This is a genomic window from Hyalangium minutum (assembly GCF_000737315.1).
GTDB classification, from domain to species: Bacteria; Myxococcota; Myxococcia; order Myxococcales; family Myxococcaceae; genus Hyalangium; species Hyalangium minutum.
Genome location: NZ_JMCB01000013.1, coordinates 372,613 through 389,389, shown reverse-complemented (window position 1 = coordinate 389,389; position 16,777 = coordinate 372,613). Strand labels below are relative to the sequence as shown.

Below are 16,777 nucleotides of genomic sequence, written 5' to 3'. Positions count from 1 at the left end.
CGGCTGTCAGTGGGGCGTGGACCGCACGTCACGCCCCACTGACTGAGGCAAGCGCTCAGGCCACCCGAAGGCCAAACAAACTGGAGGCTGTGGCGGTGGTGATGGACGCCAGCTCCTCCAGGGTGACGCCCTTCAGCTCCGCCACCTTGCGCGCGGTCTCCACCACGTGCGCGGGCTCGTTCTTGCGGCCGCGGTGCGGCACCGGCGCCAGGAACGGGCTGTCCGTCTCCACCATCAAGCGGTCGAGCGGCGTGAAGCGCACCGCATCCTGCAGCGCCTCCGTCTTCTTGTACGTCACCACGCCCGACAGAGAGATGTGGAACCCGAGGTCCAGGTAGCGCCGTGCCGCGTCGGTGTCGCCCGTGAAGCAGTGAATCACTCCACGGCGAATCCCCTCCTCGCGGAGGATCGCCTCGCAGTCCTCGTGGGCGTCCCGCACGTGCACCACCAAGGGCTTGTTCAACGTCTTCGCTAGCGCGCACTGCCGCCGGAACACCTGTGCCTGCACTTCTCGAGGCGAGCGGTCGTAGTAGTAGTCCAGCCCCGCCTCCCCCACCGCGCGCAGCTCGGGCCGGGCGCACGTGCGCTCCAGCGTGGCGAAGTCCTCCTCGGTCGCCCGGGCAGCCTCGTGCGGATGGATGCCCAGCGTGGGCGACAGGAAGTCCGAGTGCGCCGCAGCCAGCTCCACCGCGTTGCCCCAATCTCCCGGCCCCTGAAACTGCCCCACCACCACCGCGTGCACCACCCCCGCGGCCCGGGCCCGATCCAGCACGGCCCGCACCTCCTCATAGTCCGCGCGCTCCAGGTGACAGTGTGCGTCGATGAGTCTCATGGCTTCTCCTGCAACAGCTCGGCGAGCTCCTCACGAGCCTCGGGGGAAGTAAACGTGGGAACGGCGGCACGTACGCGCGCATGGCCCTCGGGCAGCCCCAGCCGCCAGATGCCCTCCGCCGCGTCCAGCCGGAAATCCTCGTGCGCGCTCGTGTCCTCCAGCAGCACCAACAGCCACGGCAGCGCCTTCGGATCTCCCAGCAGCCCCAGTCCCCGCGCCGCAGCCCCTCGGCAGACGTCCTTCGGGTCCTCCAAGATCGCGCGCAGCCGCTCCAGCGCGCCCGGGGCCTTCACCTCACCGCACAACTCCACCGCGAGCGGCCGATCCGGGCTCCACTTCTTCTGCGTCCGCTTCATCAGGTGCGCTGCGCCCTCGGGATCCCCCAGCTTGGCCAGCACTCCTGCAGCCTGGGTGCGCTCGAAGTGCGGCAGCAGCCACTTTTCAAAGAGGCGCTTCACCGCAGGCAGCGCGCGTGTATCTCCCAGCTCCGCCAACGCCCCCAGCGCTCGGAAGCGCAGGAGGTCTGCGTCGAGCGCGGCCACCAGGATCTCCAGCCCCGCGCTGTGCTTCAGCGCCGCCATGCCCCGCGCCGCCTCAAAGCGGACCTCGGGTGAAGGGTCCTCCAGCATGGGCGCCAGCGCGCCTCGCAGTTCTGGAAGCGCGAGGTCCGCGATCTGCCCCGTGGCCTCCAGCCGAACCCCCGCGTCCGCATCCGACAGCCGGGCGGTGAGCATGCCGGCCACCTCCGAGGGAGGCAGCACCATCATTCCCAGCCGCACGCCCGCACGCCGCACGTCGCCGTGCGCATCCGAGAGCAGCCGCGTGAGCACCGCGGAGAACTCCGCCGCACGCGAGAAGTCCTCCTCGACGAGGCTACTGAGCACCGCCGCGGCCTCGGCGCGGGCCTGAGGACGCTGCTCGCGCTCCAACACCAGCAGCGCGCGATCGCGCTCGGCCCGCCAGTCCATGGCGCTCACTTCACCAGGGAGCCGGGAGGCACATCCCCTGGATCCAGCAGCGACAGGCCCTTCTCACCCGTCTCGGCCGTCAGGAGCATGCCCTTCGACTCGATGCCCTTGAGCTTCCGGGGCTTCAGGTTCGTCACCACCACCACCCGCCGGCCCGTCACCTGCTCCGGCGTGTACGCCAGCGCAATCCCCGACACGATGGTGCGCGGCGCCGCCTCGCCCAGATCCACCGTGAGCTTCAGCAGCTTGTCCGCCCCGGCCACCTTCTCGGCGGCGAGGATCTTCCCCGCCTTGAGGGACACCTTCGCAAAGTCGTCGTACTCGATCTCCCCGGGCTCGCCGCCCGCACCCGCTCCCGCTCCCGGTGAGGCCTGCGTGGCGGGCGCCTCGGCCAGCTTCTTCTCGGCCTTCTGCTCGCCCTTCTTCTCTGACTTCTTCTCACCCTTCTTCGGGGCCTCCTGCGCGGGCGCCTGCTCCGGCGACGGCGGGATGAGGGCGTTCACCTTCACCTCCTCCAGCCGAGGCAGCAGCGGCTCGGGCGTCCCAATGGGGCGGCTCCGATCCAGCAGCGGGTAGCGCGCCGTCTCCAGCGCGGCGAAGGTGAGCGGCGGAGCTCCCAGCTGCGCGAAGAGCTTCTCCGTCACCTTGGGGATGACCGGCGTCAGCAGCGCGCCCAGCAGGTACGCGACGTCCGCGGCGTCCGAGAGCGTCGCTCGCGCGGCCTCGGGATCCGTCTTGATCTGGGTCCACGGCGCCTGCGTCTGCAGGAAGCCGTTCGCCGCCTGGGAGATCTCCACGATGATCTTGATGGCGCTGCGATACTCCAGCTTCTCGAACGCCTCGCGCACCTCGGGGACGCGGGCCAGCGCGGCCTCCACCAGCGCCTTGCCCGGGCCCTCCTTGCCCGGCGCGAGCCGCTTCTCCAGCGGCCCGGCCAGCATCGTCAGCGCCCGGTTGGCCAGGTTGCCCACGTTGTTGACCAGCTCGCCATTCACCCGCAGGCGGAAGTCATTGAGGTTCAGGTCGAAGTCCTCGGGCCCTGGCCCCAGGTTCCCCGCATAGAAGAAGCGCAGGTAGCTCGGATCCAGGTTGTCCAGGTACGTGCGCACGGCCACCAGCGTGCCGCGGCTCTTCGACATCTTCTCCCCGTTCACCGTCAAGTGGCCGTGGACCCTGATCTCGTTGGGCACGTGCAGCCCGGCCACCTTCAGCACCGCAGGCCAGAACAGCGCGTGGAAGTAGACGATGTCCTTGCCGATGAAGTGGATGATGCGAGAAGGGCTTTCAGCGCTCCAGTAGTCCAGCGCGCTCTTCGCCTTCCCCGTCTCCTTCGCCCACTTCTCCGTGGTGGCGATGTACCCGATGGGCGCGTCCAGCCACACGTAGAAGTACTTGTCCGTCTCACCCGGGATGGCGAAGCCGAAGTACGGCCCATCGCGGCTGATGTCCCAGTCCGCCAGCCCCTTCTCGAAGAAGCCCTGCAGTTGCGTGGCCAGCCCCGAGTGCAGGAAGCCGGGCTTCTGCAGCAGGTCCTGCAGGAAGTGCTCGTGGCGCGACAGCTTGAAGAACAGGTGCGTCGAGTGCTTCCGCACCGGCGGCGTCTGGCACAGCGCGCACTTGGGCTCGATCAGGTCCGTGGGGCTGTACGCCTTGCCGCACTTCTCGCACGCGTCCCCGTACTGGTCCGGCGCCTTGCAGTTGGGGCACGTGCCCCGGATGAAGCGGTCCGGCAGGAAGCGCTGGTCCTTCTCGCAGAAGGTCTGCTCGATCTCGCGCTTCTCGATGTCCCCCTTCTCCTTGAGCCGCCCGTAGATGAGCTCGGCGTAGGAGCGGTTCTCCGGGGAGTTGGTGGAGTGGAACCAGTCCACGCTCACGCCCAGCTCCTCGAAGTCCCGCTTGTGCAGCGCGTAGATGCCCGCGATGAACTCCTCCGGCTTCAGCCCTTGCTTGGCCGCGCTCAGCTCGATGGGCGTGCCGTGCGTGTCGTCCGCGCAGAAGTAGACGACATCCTTGCCGCAGGAGCGCAGGAAGCGCACGTAGATGTCGGTCTGGATGTACTCGACGGCGTGGCCGATGTGGATGGGGCCGTTCGCATACGGAAGCGCGCTGGTGACGAGGATCTTCTCCGCCATGAACTCTCCTGAAGGGCGGCGGACTGTAGCCGCTCGACTGCCCCGGGTCATCGGTGCTGATGAGGGTGCCGTGCAGGCCCATCCCCCCGGGTGTTATGGACTCGAAACGATGTGCTCCATCCTGATTCTTCGCCACGTCCACCCGGAGCTGCCCCTCATCCTCGCCGCCAACCGGGATGAGTTCTTCGAGCGACCTACCGCAGGCCCCCAGCTCCTGCCCGGCGCTCCGCGCATCTTCGTCCCCGGCCTGGACCAGGTCCGGGGCGGAACGTGGATGGGCGTGACGGACACGGGCTTTTTCGTAGGGCTGACGAATCAGCGCGGCGCGCAGAACCTGGGCGTGGCCGCCCGCTCGCGGGGCGAGGTGGTGCTCCAGACGCTCCGTTCCGGCTCCGTGGAGGCCGCCGAGAAATATCTCGACTTGCTCGATCCAACGGATTTCCTTCCCTTCAATCTCCTGTATGGAGACGCCCGCCAGCTCCGAATCGCCTATGCCCGGCCCGCCTCGGAGCGGCTGGAGCGTCAGGACGTGCCGGACGGCATCCACGTCCTCCCCAACGACGCGCTCAACACCCCAGAGATACCCAAGGTGGCTCGCGCCCGGATCCTCGCCGCCGAGCACGCCCGGCGCCCCTGGCCCGAGCTGGCCCCTCGGCTTCAAGAGGTGCTCTCCGACCACGACCTACCTCCGGACGACCAGCTCCCACCGCTTCCGCCCGATGCCCCCTTCTCGCGCGAGTGGGCCCGGCAGCTCCAGGCGCTGTGCATCCACACGCCGGTCTATGGAACGCGCTCCTCGGCCCTCCTTGCGCTTTCCGCAGGCCGTGTGGAGCATTTGCTGGCCTCAGAGGCACCGCCGTGCCATGCGGCATTCCGGGACTTTTGGAGCCTGCTTGCACCACGGTGAGGGGGACTCTCCCCCACACTTTGGGGAAGGCGCCTCCCCACAAGGGGATTGGGTCATAGATGACCTGGCCAAATTGTCTCTCAGTGGAACTATTCGGTTAATACTGCTCAGGAAATGCCGATCAACCCCTCAGGAGGCAGATAAGACTCACGAGTCACAGATGACCCGCGATTTTAGCGGGGTTTCCCAGGGAGACATGGTGGCCCGCGGCTTGCTAGCCACCCTCCGGGTCCTTTCATGGCCAAGATCCTCATCGTCGACGACGAAGTCCAAGTGGCCAGCGCGCTGCGGCGGCTGTTCCGTCGGGAGGGGTTTGCCGTAGAGGTGGCCTTCAATGGGGAGGAGGCGCTCCAGAAGCTGGTGACCTTCGATCCGGATCTGGTCATCTCGGATTTCCGGATGAAGGGGATGAACGGCGCGGAGCTGCTGGAGCGGGTGCTGCGGGTGGCCCCCCGGGCCGTGCGCATTCTGCTGTCCGGCCATGCGGACCTGTGGAGCAGCTCTCCCACGGCCTCCGCCCAGGCGGTGTCCCACTTCATCAGCAAGCCCTGGGACGATGATCACCTCGTCTCGCGGGTCAGGACGTTGCTGGGAGGCTCGCACGAGCCCTCGCCCTCCACGCCCTGAGCAGGAACCCGGCTGCGGCCGCCCGGGGCCCGGGTAGACTGCCGCGCCCATGAATGAAGCCATCCGCGAGTTGGGCCAGCAACTCGAGTCCGAGGACGCCTCCGAGCGGGAGACGTCCGCGCTGGAGCTCGCCGAGCTGGAGGATCCCCAGACGGCGCCGTTCCTCATCCGGGCGCTCGAGGATCAGGAGGCCTCCGTCCGCCGGTGGGGAGCCTACGGGCTGGCGAAGCTCGGCCGGCCGGAGCACGCGCAGGCCCTCCGCCGCGCGTGGGAGAAGGATTCAAATCCGCAGGTGCGCGTCCAAGCGGCCGCCGGACTGGCGCGGCTGGGTGAGAAAGCAGCGCTCGAGAAGCTGCCCCAGTACCTGAGCGCTCCCTCGCTGGACGTCCGGCGCGACGCGGCCGAGGTGCTCTTCGCCCTGCCCGGCCCCCCTCCCCTGCGCGCCCTGCTGAAGCCCCTGCTCAGCGCGAAGAACGAGCCCGCTCGCGCTTGGGCCGCCGCCATGCTGCACACCCTGGGAGAGGCCGAGGCATTTGCCCGGTGGCGCGGAGCCCTGGCGTCCCCCGAAGGCCGGGTGGATGCGGTGCTCTCGGCCCCGCTGATGCGCGAGCCCCGCGCCGCTCGCGAGCTGCTGCGGCTGCTCGTCGAGCTCTCTCGGGAGGAGCTCGAAGCCACCGAGCAGGGCGTCACGCTCCAGGAGATGCTCGGAAAGGCGCTCCAGCTCTCCGGCCTGGACACGCTGCTGGGAGGAGACGAGACGGATGAGGAGCTCCGGGCGGATCTGCTCACGCTGCTGGGCCGACATCAGCACTTCGTGCCGGAGCTGGCGGAGGAGCTCATCGAGTTCCTCTCCCAAAGCCCCCCGGAGAAGCTGGGCCGCGAGCTGGCGCAACTTCTGTCCGCGCAGGAACGCGAAGAGCGCGCCGCGATCTTCGCGGTGCTCGCGCCGCTCTTTCCCCAGGCCGCTCCTTCCACCTTGATCGAGATGAAGGGGGCCGAGCGCGAGGAGGCCTTGCAAGCCGTGGCGCGGGCCGCGGCAGAAGCGGCGGGCGAGGATCCCCGGCTCGTGGAGCTCACCGAGAAGCTGCGTGCCACGCCCTACCGCCATCACTTCGAGGGGCTGCCCACGAGGCCTCAGCCGCGCAAGGCGAAGCGCCCCCGTGCCGATGCCTCGGCGGTGAGGACGATCGAGGAGATGCCCGCGATCACGACGGCCACCGTCACGCGGGAGATGGAGATTCCCCCCGTCGATCCGCTCACCCGAACCCCGACCCAGGAGCTGGAACTCCTAACAGTGGGCCTGGCGGGAAGCCGCGAGGAAGGCGAGGAGGAGTGGGACCCCACGGTGCCCCCGGAGCCCGCGGCTGTGGCCCAACGGGCCCTGGTCATCGGAGGGCTGCTGCGCCGTCTGGCACTGGAGGAACGGCTCGCGCGAGCCAAGGATGCGGCGGCCCGGGAGGAGCTCCTGCGGATCCAGCGGTGGATGGAAGAAGAGGGGCTCTTCACCACCGTGGGCGTGACGGGGCTGGAGCTGCTCGAGTCCGAGCCCGGCACCTGGTCCGAGGAGGATCGGCAATCCATCTCCTGGAATGCCGAGGAGCTGCACCTGCTCCTGTGGGCCCTGAAGCAGGGGAAGCTGCCGCCCCTGGACGCCCGGGTGGAAGCAGCGCCGCTGTTGGAGCGTCTGCCGCTGTTGAAGGATCCTCAGCCCTTCCTGGAGTCCGCCGAGCTGCGCTTCGGCGAGGAGATCGAGGCGCAGCGCGACCGCTGGGAGGTGCTGCTGGAGTGCGCCCGGTACGAGTCTCTCGCGCGAGGCATCACGGCCGATCCGTCAATCGCCGAGGGCGATCCAGATCTGGAGCTGCTGCTCGAGTCCGCTGAGGAGGTGGGGTTCGATCGCAGGGGCACGGCGGCGAAGCACGGGAAGGCGCGCGCCTCGGCGGAGGGCCTGCGCCACTGGTCGCGCCACCTCGTCACCCAACTCCAGGAAGAAGGGCTGCTGCCCGGCAAGCCCGGCGAGGGGCTCGTCCTCCAAGGCAAGCGCCTGCAGGAGCTAAGCGATGACGCACTGGCCACGCTGCTCGCGCTGGCCCATGGACGCTTCCAGGCCCTGGAGTGGCTCGCCGCGGGGGATGTCATCCTCCCCGAGGGTGAGGACGAGGCGGGCTGACGCCCGCGCTCGAAGAGAGGCTCAGGCGGGCCGGGCGCAGAGGGTCCAGAGCAGGCGCTCGATGACGAGCTTCCCGCTGGCCGAGGACTTGAGCTCCAGATCCGCCTCCGCGCAGGCCACCAGCCCGCGCAGCAGCTCCCGGCGCTCGTAGCGCGCCGCGGCCTGCATGCTCAGGAACGCGGCATAGGGGTGCGGAGCCCGGCCCTTGCCGGCCTTCGCCTCCTGCTCGATCTTCGGGAAGATGCGCGACTTGAAGTCATCGAACGAGCGCGGCGGCGAGCCTTTGGCGTACTGGTTCATGCGCTCGTGGTTCTCCAGCAGCCCGCGAACGATGGAGGCCACCGCGCCGAGCAACTGCAGCGCGTGCGTCCCCTGCCCCATCGCGTCCTCGGCGTAGCCCAGCGCGCCCTTCAGATCGCGCTTCTGGAGCGACTCGGACAGCTCGAAGTACTCCTCCTCGCGCGCGTGGTGCACCAGCAGCGCCACGTCGGAGACCTCGATGGAGGGGCTGTCTCCCGCGTAGACGGCCAGCTTCTCCAGCTCCGACTGCAGCAGGCGGATGTTGCCACCCACGCGCTCCTTGAGCTGCTCCAGCGCCCCGCGGCCCAGCTTCTTCTTGAAGGGCGCGAGGAACTCGACGGCGATCTCCGAGAGATCCAGATCCTTGTGGCGCGCGGCCACCTTGCGCTCGATGAGGTGGCCCGAGTCCTTGGCGAGCTTAAGGAGCGGGCTCTTCGCATCCACGTCCGTGGCGGCCAGCACCAGCGCGTGCCCCTTGGGCACTCCCTTCTGGAAGAGCTCCAGCAGCGCCGAGGCATCGCCCTCGGGCGCGGTGATGCGCTCCTCTCGGCAGAACGCGGCAGCCTCCTTGAGGAAGGCCAGATCCACCTCGGCCAGATCCACGTCCAGCTCGGACTTCCACTCCTCCACCGAGGGTGCCCCAGGCGCACTGGGATCGAGCTGATCCACGCCCCACCCCGCCCGCGCCGCCAGCGCCAACAGCCGGCGGGCGCCCTCCTTGCGCTTGCCCGCCTTCCACGCCTCGCGTGCCTTGCCCAGGGCGTCCCCGCGTCCCTTCTTTGGCGCGAGGAACTCGGGGTCTCGCACCAACACCACCTTGCGGCCTGGGAACAACGGCAGGGTGGCCAGCTCCTGCGCCACCTCGCGCGGAGAGCCCGCGTCCAGCACCGCGTAGTTCAGGCCCATGGAGGCGTCCGGCACGAGCGCCTTCACCAGCTCGTCCGCGCCCTTGCGCACCAGGAACTCCTCGCCCCAGAGCAGGTACAGCGGCGCCACCTTCCCCGCCTTCACCTCCGCCAGGACGTCGTCCATCTCCTCGCTCACCGGACCTCCCGCATCAGCAGCTCCAGCAGCATCCGCTCCAGCTGCAGCCGGGGCGACCCGTTGCGCGCGATGGCCCCCAGGGCCCGCTCGATGAGCCACGTGCGCCGGTGCAGCTCCGTCTCGGACATCCGGGCCGCCACTGCTCGCGCCTGCTCTTTCAGATCCAGGTTCGCCAGTCCCTCGGCGCCCGCCTTCACCAACGCCACATCCCGCGTCCAGAGCGACAAGATGGCCAATGCCTGCTCGGCATCCTCGCGCGAGCCGCCGTACTCCTCCGCGAAGCGCAGCGCGGGCAACGCGTCATCCGGTTTCAGCGCCTCGAAGCGCTGGAGGATCTCCTTGCGCTGGGCGAGCCCCTCCACGTCCAGGCTCAGCGCGCGCCCCAGGCTCCCACCGGCCATGACAGCCGCGAGCGCCGCCGTCTGCGGATCCAGCTTGCGCTCCTGCTGCACACGCTGGGCGACGAGATCCACCGGCAGGGGGCCGAAGTGCACCTTGCTGCAGCGGCTGCGGATGGTGGGCAGCAGCCGATCCATCGACGCCGCCACGAGGATGAGCGTGGTGTCCGAGGGCGGCTCCTCCAGCGTCTTCAGGAAGGCATTCTGCGCCTGATCGTTCATCCGGTGCGCGGAGGTGATGATGGCCACCTTGCGCCGGGACTCCAGGCCGTGCAGGGCGAGCCGCTCCTGCAGCCCACGGATCTGCTCCACGCGAATGTCGCGGCTGGGCGTGCCGGTGAAGTCCGAGCGCCCCGCCAACCCTCGCGACACCCGCTCCTCGTCTGGCATCACCCACGTCACGTCCGGGTGCGTGCCCTTGACGATGCGCAGGCAGCTCGCACAGGTTCCACACCCCACGTCGGGCTGCTCCGGGCAGGTGAGCGCTTGAGCGAGCCCTACCGCGGCAAGCTCCTTGCCCACGCCCTCTGGCCCGGCGAACAAGTAAGCGTGATGGACGGCGCCGCTGCGCAGGGCCGCCTGAAGTGCATCAATCGCGCGGGGCTGTCCGACCACGGTGGCCAGCGTCATGGTGCGTGTATGTCCGGTCGCGACCTGGGCGTCAACCGCCTGCTTGACCCTCGTGGAGCGGCTCGGTCAGAGTTTCCGCGTCTTGCTTCCCTTCCTGCAAAGCAATCTCTCCTTGGTCGCTGGAGCCGTGCTGGTGGTCCTGCTGTTCGGGCTCCACGCCGCCAGCGGGGACAAGGATTTCCGGCGAGACCTGCGCGGGGCCATCCGCTTCCTGCTCGCGTTCCTGGTTCTCCGGATTGGGGCGTGGGCCCTCCCTCACGAGGCACACACCTCGATAGAGAAGCTGGTCAACGTGGGCTGGATGCTCACGTTCGCCTTCGGCGTCATCCGCACATGCGTGTCGCTGGCGCTCAAAGTCATCCGCCTGCGCTCGACGGTGGCGACGCCGAAGATCCTCCGGGACGTGATCGACTTCGTCCTGTACGGGCTGGCGGCGCTGCCCATTCTGCAGTCGCAGCTCAGCCTGGATGTCGGGGGCCTGCTGGCCACCTCCGCGGTGCTGTCGGTGGTCATCGGTCTGGCGCTCCAGGAGACGCTGGGCAACTTGTTCGCGGGCCTGTCGCTGCAGTTGGAGCGTCCGTACCAGGTAGGGGACTTCATCCGCATCGGGGAGTACACGGGCCGGGTGATGCAGATCGGCTGGAGAGCCACGCGCATCATCACCATGCGCCGCGAGAGCATCACCCTGCCCAACAGCAAGGTGGCCAAGGAAGTCGTCCAGAACTTCTCCTTCGCCTACGAGCCTGTCGCCATCGATATCTACCTGCGGATCTCGCACGACACCCCGCCCAACCAGGTGAAGGAGACGGTGCTGGACGTCATGAAGGAGGTCCCCACCCTCCTCCAGTCGCCTCCGCCGCAGTGCCGCACCTGGGCCTTCGAGGACTCGGCCGTCCGCTACCAACTGCGCTACTGGGTGGCGGACTTCGCCCACGCCGATGGCACCATGGAGGAGCTGTACACGCGGCTGTGGTACCGGCTGCGGCGCGAGAACATCGAGATCCCCTTCCCCCAACGGGTGGTGCACACGCGCAGCGAGCCGACGGTAAAGCCCGAGTTCCCCTCGGAGACGGTGGGCGAGCTGCTGCGCGCGGTGGACCTGTTCTCGGTGCTCAGCCCTTCGGAGGTGGATCAGCTGCGCCGCGAGCTGGTGGCGCGCCGCTTCGGCAAGGGCGAGCGCGTCATCGAGGAGGGCGAGGCGGGCCACACCTTCTACCTGGTGGCCTCGGGCGAGGTCTCCGTGCGCACCGGAAAGGGCCACGAGGTGACGCGGCTCAAGCGGGGCAGCTACTTCGGCGAGATGTCGCTGCTCACCGGCGAGCCACGCGCGGCCACGGTGGTCGCGGTGGAGGACGCGGTGCTGCTGGAGCTGGATCGGCCGGCGTTCGCACGGATGTTCGTGTCGCATCCAGGCCTGGCGCGGCAGCTCTCGGCCTTGCTGGCCCAGCGGCGCACCCAGCTGCGCGCGGTGGCCGAGGCCGGTGGCACCGGAACGGATACGACGCCCGAAGCAGGCCGCATCCTCGGACGGCTGCGGCAGATCTTCGGGCTGTCCGCGCAGGACTGAAAGCGCGTGGGCAGGCTTCGGAAACATATCTTAATGAATGGCCCTGCAGGTCCCCCGTCAGAAGGGACAACAACGATGCACGACGGAGGAACTGCACATGGCTCTCAAGTTCGGACTCTTCTCTCTGGCTCTTGGCGCGATGCTCCTCGGTTCCACGGCTCAGGCGGCTGACCTCAAGGCCGAGCACGACGCCTCCAGCGTGGCTTGGAACTCCAACAACGGCCGCGACTCCCGCCGGGCCCCCACGCCCCCGGCCAACCAGAACGGCCGCTACGAGCTCCGGGAGGTGAAGAAGTGGGTGGAAGGCCGCTACGACCAGGTGTGGGTGGCGCAGAGCTGCAGCGATCAGTCGCGGCGCTACATCAAGAAGTGCGAGCCGGGCCACTACGAGCGCCGCTGGGTGCCCGGGCACTACGAGAAGGTGGAGCAGTGGGTGTGGGTGCCCGCCCCTCGGCACGGCGGCTACCGCCGGGCGTAAGGCCTCAAGCGCAGCCCGGGACGTCTTCGAGCCGGTAGAACACCGGCTTCCCCTGGCCCTGCGCGGTTCGCACCATCTCATCGGCTCCCTGTGACGCGCCGCCCATGCGCAAGCAGGCATCGCAGCGCTCCAGGAGCCGATGCGCGATGGGATGGAAGATCTCGTTGAAGAGGGCATCGCCCACCTTCCGAGAGCCCGCTGCTTCCACGAGGGGCAGTGCGAACCACTCCCCCACCACGGGCAGATGCCCGGCGCGGTACAGCCGGAGCGCGACGTCCGTCATCGCGGTGACGTTGGCCGCCATCTTCACTGGGTCATCATTCGTCCCGGAGCGATAGGGGCCTGCCACCAGGATCATCAGCGCCTTGGAGCGAGAGCTGTCCCCAGCGCCGCCCGGCGACTTGCTCAGAGCCCAGACCGCCAGCTCCGCCGAGGGATGCCCTCTGTATCGCTGGCTGAATCGGATCAGGGCCGCGCGGAGCTGCTGAGCTCCCGCCTCGGAGACCTCCTGTTCGAGCACCTCGGGAGGCCAGCCCATCGAGCGCGCGAGGTCCTCCGCATTCTGAGAGGTGGCCACGAGCACGGCCTTCTCGAAGAGGAAGCCTGCGTTGAGGAGCACGTCCTGAACGCTCTCGGGGGGATCGTTCTCCAGCGCCTGCACCAGCTCGTCGTAGAAGCTCATCGCGCGACCTTCTTCCCGGGCGCCTTCACGGGGGCGCTCTTCACGGCCGGAGTCAGCAACTCCACCCGGCCCTCGGGGTAGATCGCGGTGAGCCGGTCGCCCCGGATCTCCAGGGCCGCGAGGTGCCGTCCGTAGCCCGTGCTCAGACCGGTGTCGATGAACAGCGTCCGGCCTCCGAACCGCACCCCGATGCGCCCGTCTCTCATGGTCGTGTGCCCCATCACCATCCGCTTCGCACCGAAGAGGCTCAGCGCCTCGGTGAGGCGAGCCTCCCACTGCGCCTCGGGGGCCAGTGCGTAGCCTCGGAACCAGAGCGGTCCGCCCTGGGCCGTGCCGCCTCCCGGCGGATTGCCGGGGAAGAGATCTTGGCGCACCCAGCGGTTGAGCTCCGCGAGCGTCTTCGCCGGCACCTCCGGCTGGAGCCCTCCGTGCATGAACAGCGTCCCATCGATGCGCACCACCGCGGGGTGGCGCCGCAGCCACCGGCCATAGCGGCCCTCGAGGCCAAAGGCCACACGGTGACCCGCGAGCCCCCGAGGTGCTCCCGGAGCATCCGGTGACGGGCTCTGGTCCGCATACGAGGCCAGCTCCTCCGGCGCGACGTACCGGATGTCCCCGAGCATGTTCATCACCTCGTGGTTGCCCAGGAGCGCATGGACACGTCCTCCCGCGGCGAGCGCCTCCTGCTCCAGCCGCATGAGCAGCTCGAAGCAGTCCCGGGTCCGCGGAGCCCGATCCACGATGTCCCCCGTTTGCACCAGGTGCGCCTTGCCCCCGATCCACTTCCCCTTCTCATCGATGAGGCCCGCCAGGCGCAGCACCTCCGTGAGCGCCTCCACGTCTCCGTGCACATCACCCACCGCGACCACGCGCTCCACACCTTCGAAGCTGTCCGGCACGGCGTCCTCGAGCCGGGGTGGAGCCTCGGCCGCGGCCGCCCAGCACAGCGGCGCGAACAGGAGCACCCCAGCGGCAAGCCGGGCGGTAGCAGGCAGGAACGAGGATCTCATGCCTCCCCTATACCGGGTCCGGGGCTCTCCCGCCCCATCCAGCAGCGGACACCCACGGGCTCCTCCGTTGGGTTGTCCACGCCCCTTTCATCCACGAGCCATCAAATGACTCAGGGATGCCCCTAGGGCGTATTTCATGGATTACCGGTTTCAACCCAATGTGGCCTGGAACTCGAGCGAAAGGCGCCCCCTATGAGATCCATGCACCCTGACGAGTCCCTGCACTGCCAGCAGGCCACCCATTCCCCTTCCTCGCTTCTGGGGACCCTTCCCCTCCTGATTCTCATGGCTCCCGTATGGGCCTGTGGGCCCGTGGAACCCACCGACGAAGCGCCAGCGCCTTCGCCGCTTGCTGCGCGGTATCTGCCGCTGGAGGCCGACAACGGCATGTCGCCCAATGGCCTGTCCGCCAATGGCCTGTCTGCCAATGGATTATCCGCCAATGGCTTGTCCGCCAACGGCCTCTCCGCCAACGGCCTGTCCATGCCCAGCTTCACCTCCTGGTTCACGCAGAACCCGGCCCAGAACGACATGGTGATGCGGTACATCGTGCGCTGCGCCGTTCACGACAACGAGTTCCGCCAGTACCGGGATCCTCAGACGCAGCTCGTCTACACCTGGAGCGGCGGGCTGGGACTGGCACCGGGCTGGGCTCACGGAGCGCCCGCGAACCTCGCGGAGCAGCAACTCGTCTCGGCCTGCCTGGCCGCCCACGTGAACAAGTTCGGCATGTCCGTGCCCATCTCCGTGTTGGGCAAGACGGCGACGGGGCAGTACATCCCCGTCACGCTGGACGAGCTGCTGCGCTACACCCGCCAGGAGGGCTGCTTCTTCGGCAACCTCTTCAACGGTGAGGGGGTCTTCGCCGGATCCGATGGGCCCCGGCTGCAGAGCACCGAGAGTTCCTCCCGGGCCTGTGCCTTCTCCAGCGGAGGCAACGCGTGCCCGCCCATCGTCGATGCGGGCCGCTGTGATCAGCTCTGCGAGCCGTTCCTCCTCGGAGGCCTCTATGTGTCGTGCACGTACAATGGGGTGACGTACAAGCCGCTGACGACCCGGATCTCCCAGCATGCCATCTACCGGTGCGGTGACGGCGTCTGCCAGTTCACCGAGTCCTGTGGCCGAGGCTCCATCCCTGACAGCTGCGAGGCCGACTGCGGCCGCTGCACAGACGAGAACTGATGGCCGAGTGCCAGCCGTGAGCCGGTAGAGTGAACCGGCAAGGGACCTGGTGCCAGGCCCAACCCTGACCTGGGAGCCGCCGCTGCTGTCAGCGGCTGGATGTGACCGGCTTCACCTTCGGGGTGTCATTGGCCTCACAGTGCCCACTCGCGGCCTGTGTGAATGTCTCTCGCATCTGAACGAGCAGCAGCCTCACCCCTCGTTCTGAGCAGAGGTCATTCCATGCATCCTGAAGGTTACCGTGCGTCTCTCTTCCTGAAGCTTCCCCTCCTGTCTGTTCTCCTCTTCGCCTGCGAAGCTCCCCCCGAGGCATTACCAGACGGAGAGCTGCTGGCGGTCGGCACTCAGCAACAGCGTCTGTATGGCAATCCCGCCAGCTACTGGCTCACGAGCCCGGAGGGCTTGACCGACGTGCCCGTATGCTGGCTCACCGCAGGCATGGACACCGAGAAAGGCTGGGTGCGGGAGACCGTGGAGTCCCAGTGGGATATGTGGAGCAGTGTTCGCTTCACCGGCTGGGGCCCGTGCAATGCGAGCACGCCCCCCTTCGCCATCCGCATCCAGGTGGACGAGAGCACTCCCAGAGCCTACGTCGGCCGCACCAACCTCAACCCGAGCATGTGGCTCAACTTCAACTTCAACAGTTGGAGCACGGCGTGCAGCGACTGGTGGGACAACTTCCCGGGCGATGACCGGGAGTACTGCATCCGGGGGGTCGCCCTCCACGAGTTCGGTCATGCACTCGGGTTCTTCCACGAGCAGGACTCGCCGGGCAATCAGCCAGGGACTTCGGGTTACTGCGACAATACCGTCACTCATCAGAATGGGACGATGATCACCGTGTATGACTCCTACTCGACCATGAACTACTGCGCCGAATGGGGCCGCCCGACGCTGAGCGCGCTGGACCTGGAGGGGCTGCGGATCGCGTACGGAGTGCCTCCCTTCGAGTTCAGCTCCTTGGGCACCCGTCCCTGGTCGGCGTGCACCCAGCTCTCCGAGTCCGCCGACCCCTACACCTGGAACGACAACTATCTCTGCTCCGCCAGCCCTCAGGGACTGAGGTGGTCTGCCGTGGGCCCCATCGCCGGCCAACGCTGCACGCAGCTGCTCGAGACGTCGGATCCCCATACGTGGGACGACAATTACCTGTGCGTCCCGCCTGAGAGCCCAGTCCAGTTCACCTGGTCTTCCGTGGGCCCCATCGCCGGCCAGCGCTGCACGCAGCTGCTCGAGGCATCGGATCCGCATTCGTGGGACAACAACTACCTGTGCTTCAGCCAGCGGCTGGTGTTCTCTCCCTGGGGCCGTGTGGCTGGCTACTTCTGCAACCAGATCAAGGAGGCCTCCGACCCACACTCCTGGAACGACAACTGGCTGTGCTCTCAGGTGGATGAAGGGATCCGCTTCAGCTCCACTGGACCCATTGCCAACATGAAGTGCACGCTCGTCAACGAGCCTTCGGATCCGCACACCTGGAACGACAATTACGTCTGCGTCCCGAACACCAGCAACCTCAACTTCCAGTGGTCTGCTGTAGGGCCCGTGCAAGGGAAGACTTGCGTGCAGTGGAACGAGCCCTCGGATCCGGATGCCTGGAACGACAACTACCTCTGCTATTGAGCTGACGAGGAAGCAGGGCCAGCCTGCTTGGCCCAGCCCAGCGGGAGCAGCCGAGCCGTCGCCTCAGCGCTCCCCAGTCTCCCGGAAAATGGGGGGCGCTCCGAGAGATACGGCGTGGAGGCGGCGGGAATCGAACCCGCCGCTAGGAGCTTCTGGCGAGCGCGAGGTACGGGTGGAAATACCGGCGCAGGCAGCCGGAGGGGCCAGTGCTGTATGAGGCGGTGGCG

General features: G+C 68.1%; 14 protein-coding genes. 7 read left to right on the top strand and 7 right to left on the bottom strand.

Annotation, left to right across the window (positions count from 1 at the left end; translation table 11 throughout):
* Positions 1 to 55 precede the first annotated feature (55 nt).
* The 3 genes from DB31_RS30455 to metG are packed head-to-tail and all read right to left on the bottom strand — an operon-like array spanning position 56 to position 3,932.
* Complete coding sequence (locus DB31_RS30455) at positions 56 to 832, bottom strand: TatD family hydrolase (protein ID WP_044193852.1); 777 nt, start codon at positions 830 to 832, stop codon at positions 56 to 58.
* Positions 829 to 1,800, bottom strand: a complete 972-nt coding sequence (locus DB31_RS30450; protein WP_044193851.1) for a HEAT repeat domain-containing protein — start codon at positions 1,798 to 1,800, stop codon at positions 829 to 831. The genes DB31_RS30455 and DB31_RS30450 overlap by 4 nt, the downstream gene beginning before the upstream one ends.
* Before the next feature lie 5 nt (positions 1,801 to 1,805).
* A complete protein-coding gene (gene metG / locus DB31_RS30445) occupies positions 1,806 to 3,932 on the bottom strand; it encodes a methionine--tRNA ligase (protein ID WP_044193849.1) in 2,127 nt (708 codons plus the stop codon).
* Positions 3,933 to 4,041: 109 nt separating this feature from the next.
* On the opposite strand from metG, the gene DB31_RS30440 reads away from it, so the two are divergent.
* The 3 genes from DB31_RS30440 (at position 4,042) to DB31_RS30430 (ending at position 7,636) form a co-directional block, all read left to right on the top strand.
* Positions 4,042 to 4,839, top strand: a complete 798-nt coding sequence (locus tag DB31_RS30440; RefSeq protein ID WP_044193848.1) for an NRDE family protein — start codon at positions 4,042 to 4,044, stop codon at positions 4,837 to 4,839.
* A gap of 237 nt (positions 4,840 to 5,076) precedes the next feature.
* Positions 5,077 to 5,466 carry a response regulator gene (locus tag DB31_RS30435; protein WP_044193846.1) on the top strand — a complete coding sequence of 130 codons (390 nt, stop codon included), beginning with the start codon at positions 5,077 to 5,079 and terminating at the stop codon, positions 5,464 to 5,466.
* 49 nt (positions 5,467 to 5,515) lie between these two features.
* The gene (locus DB31_RS30430; RefSeq protein ID WP_044193843.1) at positions 5,516 to 7,636 is read left to right on the top strand and encodes a DUF4272 domain-containing protein; all 2,121 of its coding nucleotides are present in this window, start codon (positions 5,516 to 5,518) and stop codon (positions 7,634 to 7,636) included.
* Positions 7,637 to 7,657: 21 nt separating this feature from the next.
* Here DB31_RS30430 and holA read toward each other — a convergent pair whose 3' ends face one another.
* A complete protein-coding gene (gene holA, locus DB31_RS30425) occupies positions 7,658 to 8,968 on the bottom strand; it encodes a DNA polymerase III subunit delta (protein WP_044194085.1) in 1,311 nt (436 codons plus the stop codon).
* An 8-nt stretch (positions 8,969 to 8,976) separates the two neighbouring features.
* Positions 8,977 to 10,008: a DNA polymerase III subunit delta' gene (gene holB / locus DB31_RS30420; protein ID WP_044193842.1), complete on the bottom strand. Its 1,032-nt coding sequence runs from the start codon at positions 10,006 to 10,008 to the stop codon at positions 8,977 to 8,979.
* 127 nt (positions 10,009 to 10,135) lie between these two features.
* On the opposite strand from holB, the gene DB31_RS30415 reads away from it, so the two are divergent.
* On the top strand, positions 10,136 to 11,575 hold the full coding sequence (locus tag DB31_RS30415; protein WP_240486961.1) for a mechanosensitive ion channel family protein: 1,440 nt from the start codon (positions 10,136 to 10,138) through the stop codon (positions 11,573 to 11,575).
* A 97-nt stretch (positions 11,576 to 11,672) separates the two neighbouring features.
* A complete protein-coding gene (locus DB31_RS30410) occupies positions 11,673 to 12,053 on the top strand; it encodes a hypothetical protein (RefSeq protein WP_240486960.1) in 381 nt (126 codons plus the stop codon).
* Positions 12,054 to 12,057: 4 nt separating this feature from the next.
* Here DB31_RS30410 and DB31_RS50790 read toward each other — a convergent pair whose 3' ends face one another.
* Positions 12,058 to 12,735 carry a hypothetical protein gene (locus tag DB31_RS50790; RefSeq protein WP_240486959.1) on the bottom strand — a complete coding sequence of 226 codons (678 nt, stop codon included), beginning with the start codon at positions 12,733 to 12,735 and terminating at the stop codon, positions 12,058 to 12,060.
* Complete coding sequence (locus tag DB31_RS30400) at positions 12,732 to 13,745, bottom strand: metallophosphoesterase (protein WP_044193840.1); 1,014 nt, start codon at positions 13,743 to 13,745, stop codon at positions 12,732 to 12,734. The genes DB31_RS50790 and DB31_RS30400 overlap by 4 nt, the downstream gene beginning before the upstream one ends.
* A 312-nt stretch (positions 13,746 to 14,057) precedes the next feature.
* Here DB31_RS30400 and DB31_RS30395 point away from each other — a divergent pair, with 312 nt between their 5' ends.
* Positions 14,058 to 14,927: a hypothetical protein gene (locus tag DB31_RS30395; protein ID WP_240486958.1), complete on the top strand. Its 870-nt coding sequence runs from the start codon at positions 14,058 to 14,060 to the stop codon at positions 14,925 to 14,927.
* A 438-nt stretch (positions 14,928 to 15,365) separates the two neighbouring features.
* Positions 15,366 to 16,550 (top strand): zinc metalloprotease, encoded by a 1,185-nt coding sequence (locus DB31_RS45320; RefSeq protein WP_157232244.1) that lies wholly within the window; start codon positions 15,366 to 15,368, stop codon positions 16,548 to 16,550.
* Positions 16,551 to 16,777 lie beyond the last annotated feature (227 nt).